General features: G+C 71.3%; 15 protein-coding genes. 7 read left to right on the top strand and 8 right to left on the bottom strand.

The annotated features are described in order from the left end of the window. The first annotated feature begins 51 nt into the window (after positions 1 to 51). Complete coding sequence (locus ACQSSQ_RS01230) at positions 52 to 285, top strand: type II toxin-antitoxin system prevent-host-death family antitoxin (RefSeq protein ID WP_431326758.1); 234 nt, start codon at positions 52 to 54, stop codon at positions 283 to 285. Next, positions 282 to 698, top strand: a complete 417-nt coding sequence (locus tag ACQSSQ_RS01235; RefSeq protein ID WP_431325208.1) for a type II toxin-antitoxin system VapC family toxin — start codon at positions 282 to 284, stop codon at positions 696 to 698. The genes ACQSSQ_RS01230 and ACQSSQ_RS01235 overlap by 4 nt, the downstream gene beginning before the upstream one ends. A gap of 211 nt (positions 699 to 909) precedes the next feature. Here ACQSSQ_RS01235 and mnhG read toward each other — a convergent pair whose 3' ends face one another. The 7 genes from mnhG to ACQSSQ_RS01270 are packed head-to-tail and all read right to left on the bottom strand — an operon-like array spanning position 910 to position 7,415. Next, positions 910 to 1,248 carry a monovalent cation/H(+) antiporter subunit G gene (mnhG, locus tag ACQSSQ_RS01240; protein WP_431325209.1) on the bottom strand — a complete coding sequence of 113 codons (339 nt, stop codon included), beginning with the start codon at positions 1,246 to 1,248 and terminating at the stop codon, positions 910 to 912. Then, on the bottom strand, positions 1,245 to 1,583 hold the full coding sequence (locus ACQSSQ_RS01245; RefSeq protein WP_431325210.1) for a monovalent cation/H+ antiporter complex subunit F: 339 nt from the start codon (positions 1,581 to 1,583) through the stop codon (positions 1,245 to 1,247). The genes mnhG and ACQSSQ_RS01245 overlap by 4 nt, the downstream gene beginning before the upstream one ends. Beyond that, positions 1,580 to 2,185, bottom strand: coding sequence for a Na+/H+ antiporter subunit E (locus ACQSSQ_RS01250; RefSeq protein ID WP_431325211.1), 606 nt, complete (start codon positions 2,183 to 2,185; stop codon positions 1,580 to 1,582). Before ACQSSQ_RS01250 ends, ACQSSQ_RS01245 begins: the two co-directional genes overlap by 4 nt. Beyond that, positions 2,182 to 3,807, bottom strand: coding sequence for a Na+/H+ antiporter subunit D (locus ACQSSQ_RS01255; protein WP_431325212.1), 1,626 nt, complete (start codon positions 3,805 to 3,807; stop codon positions 2,182 to 2,184). Before ACQSSQ_RS01255 ends, ACQSSQ_RS01250 begins: the two co-directional genes overlap by 4 nt. Then, on the bottom strand, positions 3,804 to 4,244 hold the full coding sequence (locus ACQSSQ_RS01260; RefSeq protein WP_431325213.1) for a Na(+)/H(+) antiporter subunit C: 441 nt from the start codon (positions 4,242 to 4,244) through the stop codon (positions 3,804 to 3,806). The genes ACQSSQ_RS01255 and ACQSSQ_RS01260 overlap by 4 nt, the downstream gene beginning before the upstream one ends. Continuing rightward, on the bottom strand, positions 4,241 to 7,138 hold the full coding sequence (locus ACQSSQ_RS01265; RefSeq protein ID WP_431325214.1) for a Na+/H+ antiporter subunit A: 2,898 nt from the start codon (positions 7,136 to 7,138) through the stop codon (positions 4,241 to 4,243). The genes ACQSSQ_RS01260 and ACQSSQ_RS01265 overlap by 4 nt, the downstream gene beginning before the upstream one ends. 10 nt (positions 7,139 to 7,148) lie before the next feature. Then, positions 7,149 to 7,415: a GlsB/YeaQ/YmgE family stress response membrane protein gene (locus ACQSSQ_RS01270; RefSeq protein WP_431325215.1), complete on the bottom strand. Its 267-nt coding sequence runs from the start codon at positions 7,413 to 7,415 to the stop codon at positions 7,149 to 7,151. 141 nt (positions 7,416 to 7,556) lie between these two features. On the opposite strand from ACQSSQ_RS01270, the gene ACQSSQ_RS01275 reads away from it, so the two are divergent. The 5 genes from ACQSSQ_RS01275 to ACQSSQ_RS01295 all read left to right on the top strand — a co-directional run bounded on the left by ACQSSQ_RS01275 (position 7,557) and on the right by ACQSSQ_RS01295 (position 13,958). Continuing rightward, positions 7,557 to 8,258 (top strand): response regulator transcription factor, encoded by a 702-nt coding sequence (locus tag ACQSSQ_RS01275; RefSeq protein WP_431325216.1) that lies wholly within the window; start codon positions 7,557 to 7,559, stop codon positions 8,256 to 8,258. After that, positions 8,255 to 9,724, top strand: a complete 1,470-nt coding sequence (locus ACQSSQ_RS01280; RefSeq protein WP_431325217.1) for a HAMP domain-containing sensor histidine kinase — start codon at positions 8,255 to 8,257, stop codon at positions 9,722 to 9,724. Before ACQSSQ_RS01275 ends, ACQSSQ_RS01280 begins: the two co-directional genes overlap by 4 nt. Before the next feature lie 461 nt (positions 9,725 to 10,185). Further along, positions 10,186 to 11,448: a bifunctional glycosyltransferase family 2/GtrA family protein gene (locus ACQSSQ_RS01285; protein WP_431325218.1), complete on the top strand. Its 1,263-nt coding sequence runs from the start codon at positions 10,186 to 10,188 to the stop codon at positions 11,446 to 11,448. Next, a complete protein-coding gene (locus ACQSSQ_RS01290; protein WP_431325219.1) occupies positions 11,445 to 13,379 on the top strand; it encodes a glycosyltransferase family 39 protein in 1,935 nt (644 codons plus the stop codon). Before ACQSSQ_RS01285 ends, ACQSSQ_RS01290 begins: the two co-directional genes overlap by 4 nt. Positions 13,380 to 13,418: 39 nt before the next feature. Then, positions 13,419 to 13,958, top strand: coding sequence for a hypothetical protein (locus ACQSSQ_RS01295; protein WP_431325220.1), 540 nt, complete (start codon positions 13,419 to 13,421; stop codon positions 13,956 to 13,958). A gap of 6 nt (positions 13,959 to 13,964) precedes the next feature. On the opposite strand, the gene ACQSSQ_RS01300 is transcribed toward ACQSSQ_RS01295, so the two are convergent. Further along, a complete protein-coding gene (locus tag ACQSSQ_RS01300) occupies positions 13,965 to 15,032 on the bottom strand; it encodes an alpha/beta hydrolase (RefSeq protein ID WP_431325221.1) in 1,068 nt (355 codons plus the stop codon). Positions 15,033 to 15,132: the final 100 nt, after the last annotated feature.

Genomic DNA, 15,132 nt, shown 5'->3' on the forward strand with positions numbered 1-15,132 from the left:
ACCCCGGCTAAGGTAGGTACGTACCTACCTCGGAGGTGAGAGATGACCTCAATGACCTCGCGTGAGTTCAACCGCGACGTCAGCGCAGCGAAACGTGCCGCAGACGAAGGGCCCGTGGTCATCACCGACCGCGGGCGGCCGTCCCACGTGCTGATGACGATCGAGGACTACGACCGCATGGTCGCGCCGCGGCGCGATCTTGTCGACTGGCTCTCGATGAGAGATCCCGAGATCGAGTTCGAACCTCAGCCGATGAACTTCCACGCGAAGATTCCCGAGCTGTGAGCTTCGTCGTCGACACGAACGTCCTCAGCGAGCTCCGCAAGCCGATCGAACGTGCCGACGCAAACGTCCAGGCCTGGGTCAGGTCCGTGCCCCACGTCATGCAGTTCCTCAGCGTCGTGACGATCCTGGAGATCGAAGTCGGAGTTGCTCGTGTCGAGCGCCGTGACCCCCGGCAGGGCGGCGCGCTGAGGAGGTGGTTCGAGGACCGTGTGCTGGTCGAGTTCGAGGCCCGCATCCTCCCGATCGACATGGCTATTGCGCGTGAGACGGCGCGGATGCACGTGCCGGACCCTCGGCCCGAGCGTGACGCCTTCATCGCCGCCACCGCGAGAGTCCACGGCATGACCGTCGTCACCCGCAACGTCGCAGACTTCGCGCCGTTGGGCGTGCCCGTGGTCAACCCCTGGGACTGACCGGGGCCGAGCGAGGTATGCGTGCAGACGCACGCCGTACGAACCGACGAGCTCCGCGAAGCACCGCGGGTCGGTGCGGGAGCGTCGTACGAGCGCTGCGTCCGCGTCGTCCACCGTGGCCTGCCGGTCCGGACCCCCCGTGGGTCCTCAGCCACTCCTTGCGCAGATCGGCCCGGAGCGTTCGCATGCCACGAACGCCTCGGTCGGGCGGCTACTCGTCCGACAGCCGCTCGTCCACCAGACGCGTGTCGGCCTCCCGGTCGCCGGTCCGATAGACCGCGCGCCCCAGCATGTGCGCCGCGACGGGAGCGGTGAGCAGCTGGAACGCGGCGACGAGCACGAGCAGGCCGAGGTCGCTCCAGTGCTCCATCCGCAGCGCGATGCCGAGCAGGATCAGGAGCAGGCCGAGCACCTGCGGCTTGGTAGCGGCGTGCATCCGGCTGAACAGGTTGTTGAACCTGATGATGCCGATCGCGGCGATCAGCGCGAGGAACCCGCCGACGAGCAGGCAGAACGCCGACGCGAGGTCGCGTACGAGGTCGAGGCTCATCCCGATCCCTCCGCCCCGCCAGCGAAGCCGCCGCGCCCGTCGGAGCGTTCGGCCTCGTCCGACTCGTCAGGCTCGTCACCGGTCGCGAAGCGCGCGATGCTCACCGAGCCGACCATCCCGACGAGCGACAGGACGACGAGGATCGGGAGGGTGTCGGTGTGGCGGTTGTACGCCGCCTCGACGCCGAGCCCGCCCACGAGCACCGCCACCAGCACGTCGATCGCGACAGCACGGTTGGGCATTGACGGCCCGAGCGCGGCGCGGACCACGCACAGCAGCGCCGCGATCCCGAGCATGCCGCCCGCGATCCAGGCCACCACGGTCATCCAGGTCATGCGGACCCTCCTCCGGGCTCGGTCCGGCGTGCGCTCGGCGGCAGCGGCGGGGGCGGCTGCTCGATGCGGGCGATCTCCTCGGCGTTGCCCAGCGCTCGGACGACCCGCTCCTCCTCGGCCCACACCCGCTGCCGCGCGGCCTCGACGTCGCCGACGTCACGGGTCTCGATCACGTGGATCTGGATCGTCCAGTCCTCCCGGGACACCTCGATGAGGAGGCTGCCGGGCACCAGGGAGACGATCTCGGAGGTGAGCATCAGCGCGAGGTCGCTGCGGGTGCGCATCGGCACGACGATGACGGAGTTCACCGGCTGGTAGCCGAAGCGCAGGACGATCCCCGCGACCTGGATGCTGGACAGCACGAGGTCGCGGAAGAACGCGTAGACGAGGACGGCCAGCCGCCACGGGTGCACCCGCCCCGTGAAGTCGATCGGCGGCAGCGGGAACACGTGGATGATCGCCACCGAGACGACGATGCCCGCCAGGATGTTGCCGACGGTGAACTCGCCCCAGAGCAGCACCCACACCAGGGTCAGCCAGACGAGGACCGGCCACTCGAGCGCGCGGCGGGCCTGGGTACGTCGCGACGTCTCAGGACTCACGGGCCCACCTCCGCCGCCGCTGACTCCCCGGGCATGGTGCCGTCCTCGAGCACGTTCTCGATGTACGGCGTGCGGTCCCGCAGCTCGGCCGCGGCCCGCTCGGTGATCCCGAACAACGGTCCGGCGACCAGCGTCAGCGCCGTCCCCAGCGCGACCAGCGTGAGCGTCGGCGTGACCATGGCGCGCGGGAGGGAGCGTACGGAGGTGGCCGCGACCGTGTCGCCCCACGGCTCGCCGGACTTCGTGCCGCTGCTCGGGATCCACTCGCTGATCTCGTCCGGCTCCTCGGTGCGCGGCCGCCAGAACGCGCGGTTCCACGTCTTCGCCACGGCGTACAGGGTGAGGAGGCTCGTCACGATCGAGGCGGCGACGACGAGGTAGGCGAGCCAGCCGGCACGGTCGACCCCGGCCTGGACCAGCGCGACCTTGCCGAGGAACCCCGAGAACGGCGGGATGCCGGAGAGGTTCATCGCCGGCAGGAAGAACATCAGCGCGAGCACCGGCGCGGCCTTCGCCAGACCGCCGAGGTGCTCCAGCGACGTCGAGCCGCCGCGGATCTCGATGAGGCCGGTCACGAGGAACAGCGTCGTCTGGATCGTGATGTGGTGGACGATGTAGAAGATGGCGCCGGCGAGGCCGAGGTCGGACGCGATCGCGACCCCGAACACCATGTAGCCGATGTGGCTGACCAGGGTGAACGAGAGCATACGTTTGATGTCCGACTGCGCGACCGCGCCGAGGATGCCGATGAGCATCGTGAGCAGCGCCGCCCACAGCAGCAGGTCCGAGAGCGGGCTGTCGGGGAAGAGCAGGGTCTGCACGCGCATGATGGCGTACACGCCGACCTTGGTGAGCAGGCCCGCGAACACCGCCGTCACCGGAGCAGGTGCGGTCGGGTAGGAGTCGGGCAGCCACGCCGACAGCGGGAACACCGCCGCCTTGATCGCGAACGCGGTGAGCAGCATCAGCTGCAGCACGATCCGGACGCCCTCCGGAACCTGCTGGAGCTTGACCGCGAGGTCGGCCATGTTGACCGTGCCGGTGGCGGCGTACACGCCCGCGATGGCGATGAGGAACACCATCGAGGACAGCACGGAGACGACGACGTACGTCGTGCCCGCGCGCACCCGGGGTCCGGTGCCGCCGAGGGTGATGAGCACGTAGCTCGCCGCGAGCAGGACCTCGAATCCGACGTAGAGGTTGAAGAGGTCGCCGGAGAGGAACGCGTTGGAGACGCCGGCGACGAGCACCAGGAACGTCGGGTAGAAGACCGACAGCGGGGTGTCGCGGCCGAACTCGATGATCCCCTGTCCGACGGAGTACACCAGGACCGACAGGGTCACGATGGCCGAGACCAGCAGCAGCAGGGCCGACAGGCGGTCGGCCACGAGCACGATGCCCATCCGCGCCGGCCAGCCCCCGACGTACACGACCTGCGGGCCGTCGCGGTCGGCCGCCCACAACAGCGTGGCCGCGATGCCGACGATGGCGGTGAGCACGACGAAGCTGATCACCCGCTGGGCGCGGGCGTTCTGCCCGAGCGCGAGGCAGACGCCAGCGCCCAGGAGGGCGAGCACCACGGGGAGCGGGATGAGGAACGACATCGCGGAGTCGGCGGTCATCGCTCGACCTCCTCGGTGTCGGTGCCTTCCTCGTCGGGAGACCCGCCGCCTTCCTCGTACGACTGCGACGCCTCGTCGAGCTCCGCGAGCCGCATGATCAGGCGGTCCTCCATGTCGTCCTGGACCTCGTCGTGGCCCTGCAGCTGCCACGACCGGTACGCCATCGCGAGCAGGAACGCCGCGACGCCCAGCGTGATCACGATCGCCGTCAGCACCATCGCCTGCGGGAGCGGGTCGCTCATCGGCGACGGGTCGCTCTCGTCCACGATCGGCGCGCGGCCGGGTGCGCCCGAGGCGACGATGAAGATCAGGTTGACGGCGTTGCCGACCAGCAGCGTGCCGACGACGATCCGCGTGAGGCTGCGCTCCAGCAGCAGGGTGACGCCGCAGGCGAAGGTCACGCCGATGACGACGATCAGCGCCAGGTTGACGGTCATCGCACTCCTCCCGTCATCGGGGTGGAGCTGTCGTCGGTGTACGAGCCGGGCAGGTCGGGCAGCTCGTCCTCCGCGTCGGCGTCGATGCCGCCGCCGAGGCTGCGCAGGACGTCGAGCATCAGCCCGACGACGACCAGGTAGACGCCGACGTCGAAGAACAGCGACGTGACCAGCTTGATGTCGCCGATGGCGAAGACGTGGAACTTGACGATCGCGCTCTGCAGCACCTGGCCCCCGAAGGCGAGCGGGGCCAGTGCGGCGCCCGTCGCCGTCGCGAGACCGAGGCCGAGGACGCGGCCGGCATCGACCGGGGCCGCCTCGTCGAGCTCGTACCGGCCGCCCGCGAGGTAGCGGACCATGAGCGCGAGTCCCGCCATCAGGCCACCCGCGAAGCCGCCGCCCGGGCCGTTGTGCCCCGCGAAGACCAGCCACACCGAGAACAGGATGATCGTGTGGAAGACCAGCCGCGTGACGATCTCGAAGATGATCGAGCGGCGCTCGGCCGACAGCGTCCTGCCCGCCCGCAGCCAGCGGCCCGTGCCCTCGTGCGACGGCAGCGGGTTGGCCGGGCTCTGGACCCCGCCGCGTCCGGTGATGAGGAAGATCAGCGAGGCGACGCCGGTCGCGGCCACGACGAGGACCGACAGCTCGCCCATGGTGTCCCAGGCACGGATGTCGACGAGGGTGACGTTGACGATGTTGTGGCCGCCGCCGTAGGTGACCGCCTCCTCCGGGAACGCGACCGACACCGGCGCCCCGATCCGCACGCCGGCCGCGGCGAGCGCGATGCCGGAGGCGAAGATGCCCGACGCCGCGCCGATGGCGACCCGGATCCAGCGGGCGCGGGTGAGGGGGCGGTCGGAGAAGTAGGGAGCCATCCGGCGCAGGACCAGGACGAAGATCACCAGCGTCACCGTCTCGACCAGCACCTGGGTGAGGGCGAGGTCGGGTGCGCCGTGGAGCAGGAACAGCATCGCGGTGCAGTAGCCGGAGACGCCCGCGAGGAGGACGGCCTTGAGCCGGCGCCGCGAGCGGACGGTGAGCACGGCCGCGGTCGCCATCAGCACGGCGACGACCGCCTGCGCGGCCGAGTCGAACCAGACGAGGTCCTCGGTCCACGTGCGGTTGAGCAGGAGCTGGCTGCCGGGGACCAGCAGGACCACGACGAGGATCGACCCGAGGTAGAACGGCAGCGAACCACGCTGCGTACGACCGGTGACCTCGACCGCCAGGCGGTCGGTGCTGCGCATGATGGCCTCGTACGACCGCTCGGCCGACGGCATCCACGGTGCGGTCGGGACGAGGCTCGCGCGCTGCTGCCACGCGAACAGGCCGATGCCGCCGAGCACCGCGAGCGCCGACAGCCCGAGGGCGGGCGTGACCCCGTGCCAGAGCGCGAGCTCGGCGTGGTGCGCGCCCGGCGGGAACTGGTGGTCGTAGCCGGACCAGAGCTCGGTGAGGCCGTGCCCGAAGAAGGCGAGGACGAGGGACGCCACGGCGAGCACCGCGGTCGGCGTCGCGAAGCCCACCGAGACCCGGACCAGGTCGGCCGGCTGCTCGACCCCGGGCTTGTCGCCGAAGATGCCCCAGACGAAGCGCAGCGTGTAGGCCATGGTCAGCAGCGAGCCGACGACGAGGCCGCCCAGGACGACGGAGCCGGCGACCGGACCGATGCCGGTGCCGTCGCCGTTCGCGACCACGTCGACGAACGCCGCGTACACCGACTCCTTGGCGACGAAGCCCAGCATCGGCGGGATGCCCGCCATCGACGCCGCCGCGAGCACCGTGAAGCCGAAGAGCCACGGCATCGCGGGACGCAGGCGCGACAGCTTGCGGAGGTCACGGGTGTGAGCCGAGTGGTCGACGATGCCGACGACCATGAAGAGCGCCGCCTTGAACAGTGCGTGCGCGACGATCATCGCGATGCCGGCGAGGGCGGCGGCGCGGGTGCCGAGCCCGACGACGGCGACGAGGAAGCCGAGCTGGCTCACCGTCCCGTAGGCCAGCAGCAGCTTGACGTCGTGCTGCCCGAGCGCGCGGACGCCCCCGACGATCATCGTCGCGACCCCGAGGACCAGCAGCGTCGGACGCCACAGCGACACCTCGGCGAACGTCGGCGCCATCACCGCGACGAGGAAGACGCCCGCCTTCACCATCGCGGCCGCGTGCAGGTAGGCGCTCACCGGTGTCGGCGCGGCCATCGCCCCGGGGAGCCAGAAGTGGAAGGGGACGAGCGCCGACTTGCTCAGCGCCCCGACCAGCACGAGCCCGATCGCCGCCGTCGTGGCCGCGCCCGTCGGGGCGAGCTCCATGATCGCGTCGATGCGGTACGAGCCGGCGCTCTCGCCGAGCATGATGAAGCCGACGAGCATCGCCAGGCCACCGAACGTCGTGACGATCAGCGCCGTCATCGCCGCACGACGGTTGGCCACGCGTTCGGGGTTGTGGCCGACGAGGATGTAGGAGAAGACGGTCGTCAGCTCCCAGAACACGTAGAGCAGGAGCACGTCGCGCGACAGCACGAGACCGAGCATCGAGCCGGCGAAGGCCGTGAACGCGCCGGAGAAGCGCCAGAGCGCGGGGTCGTACGCCTTGAAGTACCAGGTGCAGTAGAGCAGGACGAGGGCTCCGACCCCGGTCACCAGGAGCGCGAGCGTCCAGCTGAGCGTGTCGAGCCGCAGGCCGATCTCGAGCCCGATCGTGGGGATCCACTCGTACGTCTCGGTGAGCGTGGTCGGATCGGGTCCGGCGACCTGGTTGCCTTGGAGGAGGAGCCAGACGAACGTCCCGCCGGGAGCGAGCGCGAGGACCGGGAACGCGTACCGGTCGAGGCGCTGGACGAGGGCAGGGGCCACCGCTGCGGCGACCAGGTGGACCAGCAGGGCGACGAGCATCAGGTCGAGATCAGCTCGCCGGGCTCTTCTTCGCGACGCGGTTGTAGACCATGAGGGTCAGCACGGCGCCGATGATCGAGCCGACCCACCCCGCCGGACCGAGACCCTTGTCACGGTCCCAGAACGGGATGAGGCCCAGGATCACGCCGAAGACGACCGAGCCCACCACTCCCAGAAGGAGGGTCTGCAGCAGAGACATGGAGTCCTTGCCGGGGACGATCGCACGGGCCAGGAACCCTGCAACCAGGCCGATCACCAGGAATCCGATGATGCTCACGATGAATCCCATCCGACCCGCCTCCTTCGCCTCAGGGCAATTCTAAGGGTTGGTCCCTGATCCCTACCGACCGCTGGCTCACAGGAACCTCACAGGAACTCCCCAGGCGGGTCGAAGGCTCTCGGGTGAGACTTCTGTGCGATGGCTGCTCACGAGACCCCCGCCCGGCTGCTCGTCGTCGACGACGACGCGAGCATCCTCGACCTGCTCGCGTCGAGCCTGCGCTTCGCCGGCTTCGAGGTGGAGACCGCGACCGACGGGCAGCAGGCCCTCGACATCGCCGCCGCCGACCCCACGATCGACCTCGTGGTGCTCGACGTGATGATGCCGCACGTCGACGGGTTCGAGGTCGTCAAGCGGCTGCGCGCGGACCGCCGCGAGGTGCCCGTCATCTTCCTCACCGCGCGAGACACCCCCGCGGACCGCGTCAACGGCCTGACCGCTGGGGGCGACGACTACCTGTCCAAGCCGTTCAGCCTCGACGAGCTCGTCGCGCGGGTCCACGCGGTGCTGCGCCGTACGCGCCGACGTCAGACGTCGGACTCCGTCCTGCGGATGGCCGACCTCGAGATGGACACCGACAGCCACGAGGTGCGCAAGGCCGGCAGGCTGGTCGACCTGTCGCCGACGGAGTTCAAGCTCCTGCGCTATCTCCTCCTCAACCCCGGGCGGGTGCTGAGCAAGCAGCAGATCCTCGACCACGTGTGGAACTACGACTTCGGCGGTGACGGCAACGTGGTCGAGACCTACGTCTCGTACCTGCGCCGCAAGCTCGACACGACCGACCCGCGGCTCATCCACACCGTGCGCGGCGTGGGATACGTCCTGCGGCGACCACGATGAACGCAGCGTCGGCGCGCGAGCGCGCAGCGGGGCTCACGCGCCGGTGGCGCGACCAGCCGCTGCGCGTCCAGCTGGTCGTCGTGGTGGTCGCGATGGTGCTGCTCGCCCTTGTGGTGAGCGCCCTCGCGACCAACGTGGTCCTCGAGCGCTCGCTCACCGACCGGGTCGACCAGCAGCTGACGGGAGAGGCCCGGCGGATGGCCGACCTCCCCGGCTTCGGCAACCGGCCCCCGCAGGCGAGCCCCGGCCGCAACCTGCCCTCGCAGTTCTTCATCGCGCGGTGGGACGCCGGGGGGTCGGCGAACGCCATCGCCGACCCCCGTCTCAGCGCCGACGACTACCCGGACCTCCCCGACCCTGCCGACGTCACGGTCGGCGAGCCGATCACCGTCGCGTCGCAGGGGAGCGACCGGGAGTGGCGCGTCCTGTACGAGGAGGCTCAAGACGGCGGCTACGTCGCCGTCGCGATGGCGCTCGACGACGTCGAGGCGACGCTGACGCAGCTGCGGTGGATCGAGCTGGCGATCGCCGCGGTGGTGCTGCTCGCGCTCGCGGCGGTCAGCTCCTGGGTCGTCCGGCGCAGCCTGCGGCCGCTCGTCGAGGTCGAGACCACGGCCGAGGCGATCGCGGCGGGCGACCTCACTGCGCGCGTGGACACCGGGCTCGACCCCCGGACGGAGGTCGGCGCGCTCTCGGCGTCGCTGGACACCATGCTCGGGCACATCGAGGACGCCGTCCGCAGCCGCGAGGAGGAGGCGCGGCGCGCCGAGGAGTCCGAGCGGCGCATGCGTCGTTTCGTCGCCGACGCCAGCCACGAGCTGCGTACCCCGCTCACGTCGATCCGCGGCTTCGCCGAGCTGTACGGCCAGGGCGCCGCCGCCGACCGGTCGACCATCGACCGCTTCATGGGGCGGATCCGGCGGGAGGCCGACCGGATGGGCGTGCTCGTCGAGGACCTGCTCCTGCTCGCCCGGCTCGACCAGGAGCGGCCGCTGCGCCAGGACCCCGTGGACCTGCGCGAGCTCGCCCAGGACGCGGCGGTCGACGCGCGCGCGGTGCAGCCCGAGCGGCTCGTGGTCGCGCCGGGGTCCGGCGCGCCGGTCGTCGTCGAGGGCGACGAGACGCGTCTGCGCCAGGTCGTCGCCAACCTCGTCAGCAACGCCCTCGTGCACACGCCGCCCGACGCCGAGCTGCGGCTGGACGTGCGGGTCGACGGAGAGGACGGCGTGCTGACGGTGGCCGACACCGGTCCCGGCCTCGACGAGGAGGAGGCGGCGCACGCGTTCGAGCGCTTCTACCGCGCCGACGAGTCCCGCAGCAGGGAGGACGGCGGGTCCGGTCTCGGGCTCGCGATCGTGTCCGCGCTCGTCGCCGGGCACGGCGGCACGGTCTCGCTGGACACCGCTCCGGGGGAGGGCGCGACCTTCACCGTGCGGATCCCGCTCGCGGCCCAGCCGGTCGAGTAGGGCGGACCGCCGCTCCGGTGGTCGATTCGGGCAGACGCCTGTCTGGTGGTCGAGTAGGGCGGAGCGTTAGCGGAGCCCGTATCGAGACCCGGGGCGGGGTCTCGATACGTCCTCGCCTAGGGGCTCGGACTACTCGACCAGCGGTGGCGGCTGTCTGGTGGTCGAGTAGGGCGGAGCGTTAGCGGAGCCCGTATCGAGACCCGGGGCGGGGTCTCGATACGTCCTCGCCTAGGGGCTCGGACTACTCGACCAGCTGGGAGGGCTGTCTGGTGGTCGAGTAGGGCGGAGCGCTAGCGGAGTCCGTATCGAGGCCCGGGGCGGGGTCTCGATATGTCCTCGCCTAGGGGCTCGGACTACTCGACCGGCGGCCCGGGGACCACTCGACCAGCGGATGCCGGCTCACAGGAACCTCCCAGGCTGAGCGCAGGGGATCGTGAAGTCCCGGCGGGATCGTCGAAGACATGAACCCGACACCTCCCGTGATCGACGTCGTCGTCCCGGTGCTCGACGAGGCCCACGTCCTCGAGCGGAGCGTCCGCAGACTGCGCACCTTCCTCGACGTCGAGGTCCCGTACCCCAGCCGTGTGGTCATCGCCGACAACGGCAGCACCGACGGTACGGCGGAGGTGGCCGCCGAACTCGCGGCGACGCTGCACGGGGTGGACCTCGTACGGATCGCCGCGCGTGGTCGCGGTCGGGCTCTCGCGACGGTCTGGTCGCACAGCAGCGTGACGGTCGTCGCATACATGGACGTCGACCTCTCGACGGACCTCGGCGCCCTCATGCCGCTGGTCGCCCCGCTGCTGTCGGGGCACTCCGACGTGGCGATCGGCACGCGGCTGCGCCGGGACGCCCGGGTCGTCCGCGGAGCGAAGCGCGAGGTCCTCTCACGGGGCTACAACCTGCTGCTGCGGACGGTTCTCGGGGCACGCTTCAGCGACGCGCAGTGCGGCTTCAAGGCCGTGCGCACCGACGTCGCCCAGGCGTTGCTCCCGTACGTCGAGGACACGGGCTGGTTCTTCGACACCGAGCTGCTCGTGCTCGCCGAGCGGGCGGGCCTGCGCATCGCGGAGGTGCCCGTCGACTGGGTCGACGACCCCGACAGCCGGGTCGCGATCGCCTCGACCGTCCGCGACGACCTCAAGGGCGTCGCACGGATGGCACGCGGGCTGACGACCGGAGCGCTCGACCTCGAGCCGGTACGCCGGTCGTTCGGTCGCTCCCCGGTCGCCATGCCGGTCGGGATCCGGATGATCCGGTTCGCCCTGGTCGGCGTGGCCAGCACGATCGCGTACGCGCTCCTCTTCCTGCTGGCCCGCGAGGTCACCTCGGCGCAGGTCGCGAACGTGTTCGCGCTCATCACCACGGCGGTGGGCAACACGGCCCTCAACCGCCGCTTCACCTACCAGGTCGTCGGAGTCGGCGGCCTCGCGCGCCACCACGTCCAAGGGCTCGTCGCGTTCGGCTGCGGGTGGGCCCTGACCGCATCGGCGCTCGCGCTGACCGCGGACCGCGGGCACTCGCCGCTCATGGAGGTCGGCGTGCTCACGCTCGCCAACGTGCTGGCGACGGTGCTGCGGTTCGTGCTGCTGGACCGCTGGGTCTTCCGGGCCGGCGAGCGCCGCGCGACGGCCGCGCCCTCCGACCTCCACCCCGAACCAGTCCCCGTCCCGGCAGGTCCGGGCCGATCCGCCGCCACGGCGGACGAGAGGAGCATCGCATGAGCACCGTCGTACGAGAGGCGTCCTCCCAGCCGGGACCGACGACGTACGAGGAGGTGGACGGCACTGCGACCCGCGCCTCGCGTCTGCGCCGGTGGTGGACACGTGACCGCACGCTCCTCGTCCTCCTGCTCGCCGGCACCGCGGTGGCGTACTGCTGGAACCTGTCGATCAACGGCTACGCCAACGAGTACTACGCGATGGCGGTGCAGGCCGGCTCCGACAGCTGGAAGGCCTGGTTCTTCGGTGCGCTCGACGCCTCGAACGGCATCACCGTCGACAAGACCCCCGCGTCGCTGTGGCTGATGGGGCTCTCGGCGCGGGTGCTCGGGTTCAGCTCGTTCAGCATGCTGCTCCCGCAGGCGCTGCTCGGCGTCGCGAGCGTCGGCGTCCTGTACGCCGCGGTGAAGCGCTGGTTCGGCTCGTCGGCGGCGCTGATCGCCGGCGCGGTGCTGGCGACGACGCCGATCGCGGCGCTGATGTTCCGCTTCAACAACCCCGACGCGCTGCTGGTCTTCCTGATGGTCGCCGCCGCGTGGGCCGTGACCCGGGCGATCGACTCCAAGAAGGCGCTGCGCTGGCTGGTGCTGGCCGGACTCCTCATCGGGTTCGCGTTCCTCGCGAAGATGCTCCAGGCGTTCCTGGTGCTGCCCGGCCTCGCCCTCGCGTACGGCATCGCCGGCTCCGCGCGGCTGCGTACCCGCCTGCTCCACCTCCTCGCCGCCGGCGCCTCGGTGATCGTCGGCGCCGGGTGGTGGGTGCTGGTCGCCGAGCTGTGGCCGGCGGCCTCGCGCCCGTACATCGGCGGCTCGACGAACAACAGCATCCTCGAGCTCGCCCTCGGCTACAACGGCCTCGGTCGCCTCAACGGCAACGAGACCGGATCCGTCGGCGGTGGCGGTGGTCAGGGCGGCGGCATGTGGGGCACCCCGGGGATCGGACGGCTCTTCAGCTCGGAGATGCAGACCGAGGCGAGCTGGCTGCTCCCGGCCGCGCTGGTGGCGCTCGTCGCGCTGCTCGCCGTCACCTGGAAGGCGGCACGGACCGACAAGATCCGCGCCTTCGCCATCATCTGGGGCGGCTGGCTGCTCGTCACCGGACTGACCTTCAGCTTCATGCAGGGGATCATCCACAGCTACTACACGGTCGCGCTCGCGCCGGCCATCGCGGCGCTCGTCGGTGCCGGGACGGTGCTCCTGTGGCGGCGCCGTACGGAGCTGGTGCCGCGCGCGGTCCTGGCCGGCGCGGTGGTCCTCACCGGATTCTGGCAGTGGCGCCTCCTCGCTGAGACGCCGACGTTCCTCCCGTGGCTGCGGTGGGTCGTCGTGGCGGCCGCGGTGGCCGCGGGCGCCCTCCTGCTGATCGGTCCCGAGCTGACGCTCGCCCGGAACTGGGTACGCCGGCTCGCGGTCGCGACCGCGGTCCTCATCGGGGTGGCCGCGCTCGCGGCGCCGACGGCCTCGGCCGTGGAGACCATCGGGAGCGCGCACACCGGGTCGATCGTGTCGGCCGGTCCGTCGAGCGGCGGTGGACCGGGCGGGGGTGGTGGCGGCTTCGGCGGTCCGGGCGGGGGCGGCACCAGCTTCCTCGGAGGCGGCGGGACCTCGAGCGTCAGCGACGAGCTCGTCCAGCTCCTCCAGGGAGGCGACTACCGCTGGGCCGCCGCGGCGCAGACGGCGAACGGTGCGGCACCGCTGCAGCTCGCCTCGGGCGAACCGGTGCTCGCGATCGGCGGGTTCAACGGGACCGACGCCTTCCCGACGCTGGAGCAGTTCCAGGAGTGGGTCGCCGACGGCGAGATCCACTACTACGTCGCCGGCACCGGCCGTGGCGGCGGCAGCAACTCCGAGATCGAGACGTGGGTGACCGAGAACTTCACGGCCCAGACCGTCGACGGCACCACGATCTACGACCTCACCACCGGCCAGGGCTGACGAACAGCCCGGTCTGACACCTCACGACGAAGGAGAACCATGAACGACCAGAACCCCCGTCAGCCCGAGCAGGGCATGCCGCAGGAGGGATCGTCGCAGCCGTACGGGGAGCAGCCGACGGCCCAGCAGCCGCCCCAGCCGTACGCCCAGCAGCCCTACGCCGCCCCGGCCGCCGAGACCTGGACGGCCCCGACGCAGGCCCCTGCGCCGAAGTCCGCGGGATGGCGCTCCCTGGACAGCAGGACCCGTATCGGCGCTGCGGTCGCCGGTGTGGCGTTGTGCGGCTTCGGCTTCCTCGGAGGCATGGCCCTCGGGAGCGCGACAGCCGACGACGGCGGTCAGGGCGGCCCCGGCATGGGCGGCCGCCCGGGCATGGGCAACAACGGAGGCTTCCCGGGCGGGGGCGGCTTCCCCGGCAACGGCGGACCTCAGGGCGACGGGTCCCAGGACAACGGGTCCCAGGACAACGGGCAGAGCAACGGCACGATGCCGGACGGATCCGGGAGCCTGCCCGATGGCAGCGGCGCCGCCCCCGACGGGAGCGGTACGACCGACGGGACGGCGTCGTCAGACGTCTGACGAGACTCAGCGGCGGGCGGTGCGAGCGCGGCGCCGTCGCCGCGGCGTCGCGCAGGCCCCGACGGCCTGCTCGCTCGCTGACCGGACGAAGGCCCCGACCTCACGGGTGGCCTCGCGAGCCTCGGGGACGATGCCGACCGCGACCTGGAAGACGTGCACCTGCTTCTCCCAGATCTGCAGCTCGACCTCGACGTCCGAGCGGGCGAGACGGATCGCCATGAGCTCGGCGTCGGGGAGGACGAGCTCGTCGGAGCCCACCTGGATCAGCGTCCGGGGGAGTCCGCGCAGGTCGGCATCGACCAGCGACGAGGCCGGCTCGAGGTGGTCGCCGAGCAGGTCGTTCTCGACCATCTCGACGAGCCGGAGGAAGCCCCGCCACGCCGACCGGGGGAACAGCGCGCAGGAGGGGCGACCCGGCTGGTCGAGCTTGCGGTCGGGATCGAGGTCGGTCAACGGAGACATCGCGGCAAGACCCGCGGGACGCTCCAAGCCGGCCTCGAGGATCGCGAGCGTCACGGCGAACGCGAGGTAGCCGCCGGCGGAGTCGCCGGCGATCACGATGCGCTCGGGGGCGTAGCCCTGGTCGAGGAGCCACTGGTAGCCGGAGAGCCCGTCCTCGACGGCCTGGCTGACCGGGTGCTTCGGCATCATGCGGTAGCCGACGTTGAGCACCGCGCAGCCGCTGGTGGCGGACAGGCGCGCGGCGAGGCCACGGTGCGTGTTGAGCCCACCGACGAGGAACGCGCCTCCATGGAGGTAGAGGACCGCGTGGCTGTCGGCGTGGTCGGCCTTGTCGGCCCGGATCAGCTCCGCGTCGCAGTGCGGGAGCCGGACGTGGTCGACGCTCGTGTGGGGCGGGTCGGGCAGGAGCCCGGCGACGCTCTCGAGGAGTCCGGTCGGCCACGGCGCACCCGGTGCGTACGACCAGAGCGACAACGCGGGCTTGACGGTCACGCGCATCGCGCTCGACAGCAGCAGAGCGCGCTTGCTGCGGCGCGGCTTCTCGACGACGGTGAGACCGTCCCGCTCCAGCGGGATGACCTCGGCCGTCCGTCGGCTGTCGGTGCGACTCATCGGTGCGTCCTTCCCGAGCGACGCCACGGACTCACCCGAGCGTGTGCCGTACGTCACATCGTTGTTAACGGATGTTACCTGGACGTCCGTCCAGAGTCCG

Origin of the sequence: Mumia spirodelae, assembly GCF_050632745.1 — a bacterium.
Taxonomy (GTDB): domain Bacteria; phylum Actinomycetota; class Actinomycetes; order Propionibacteriales; family Nocardioidaceae; genus Mumia.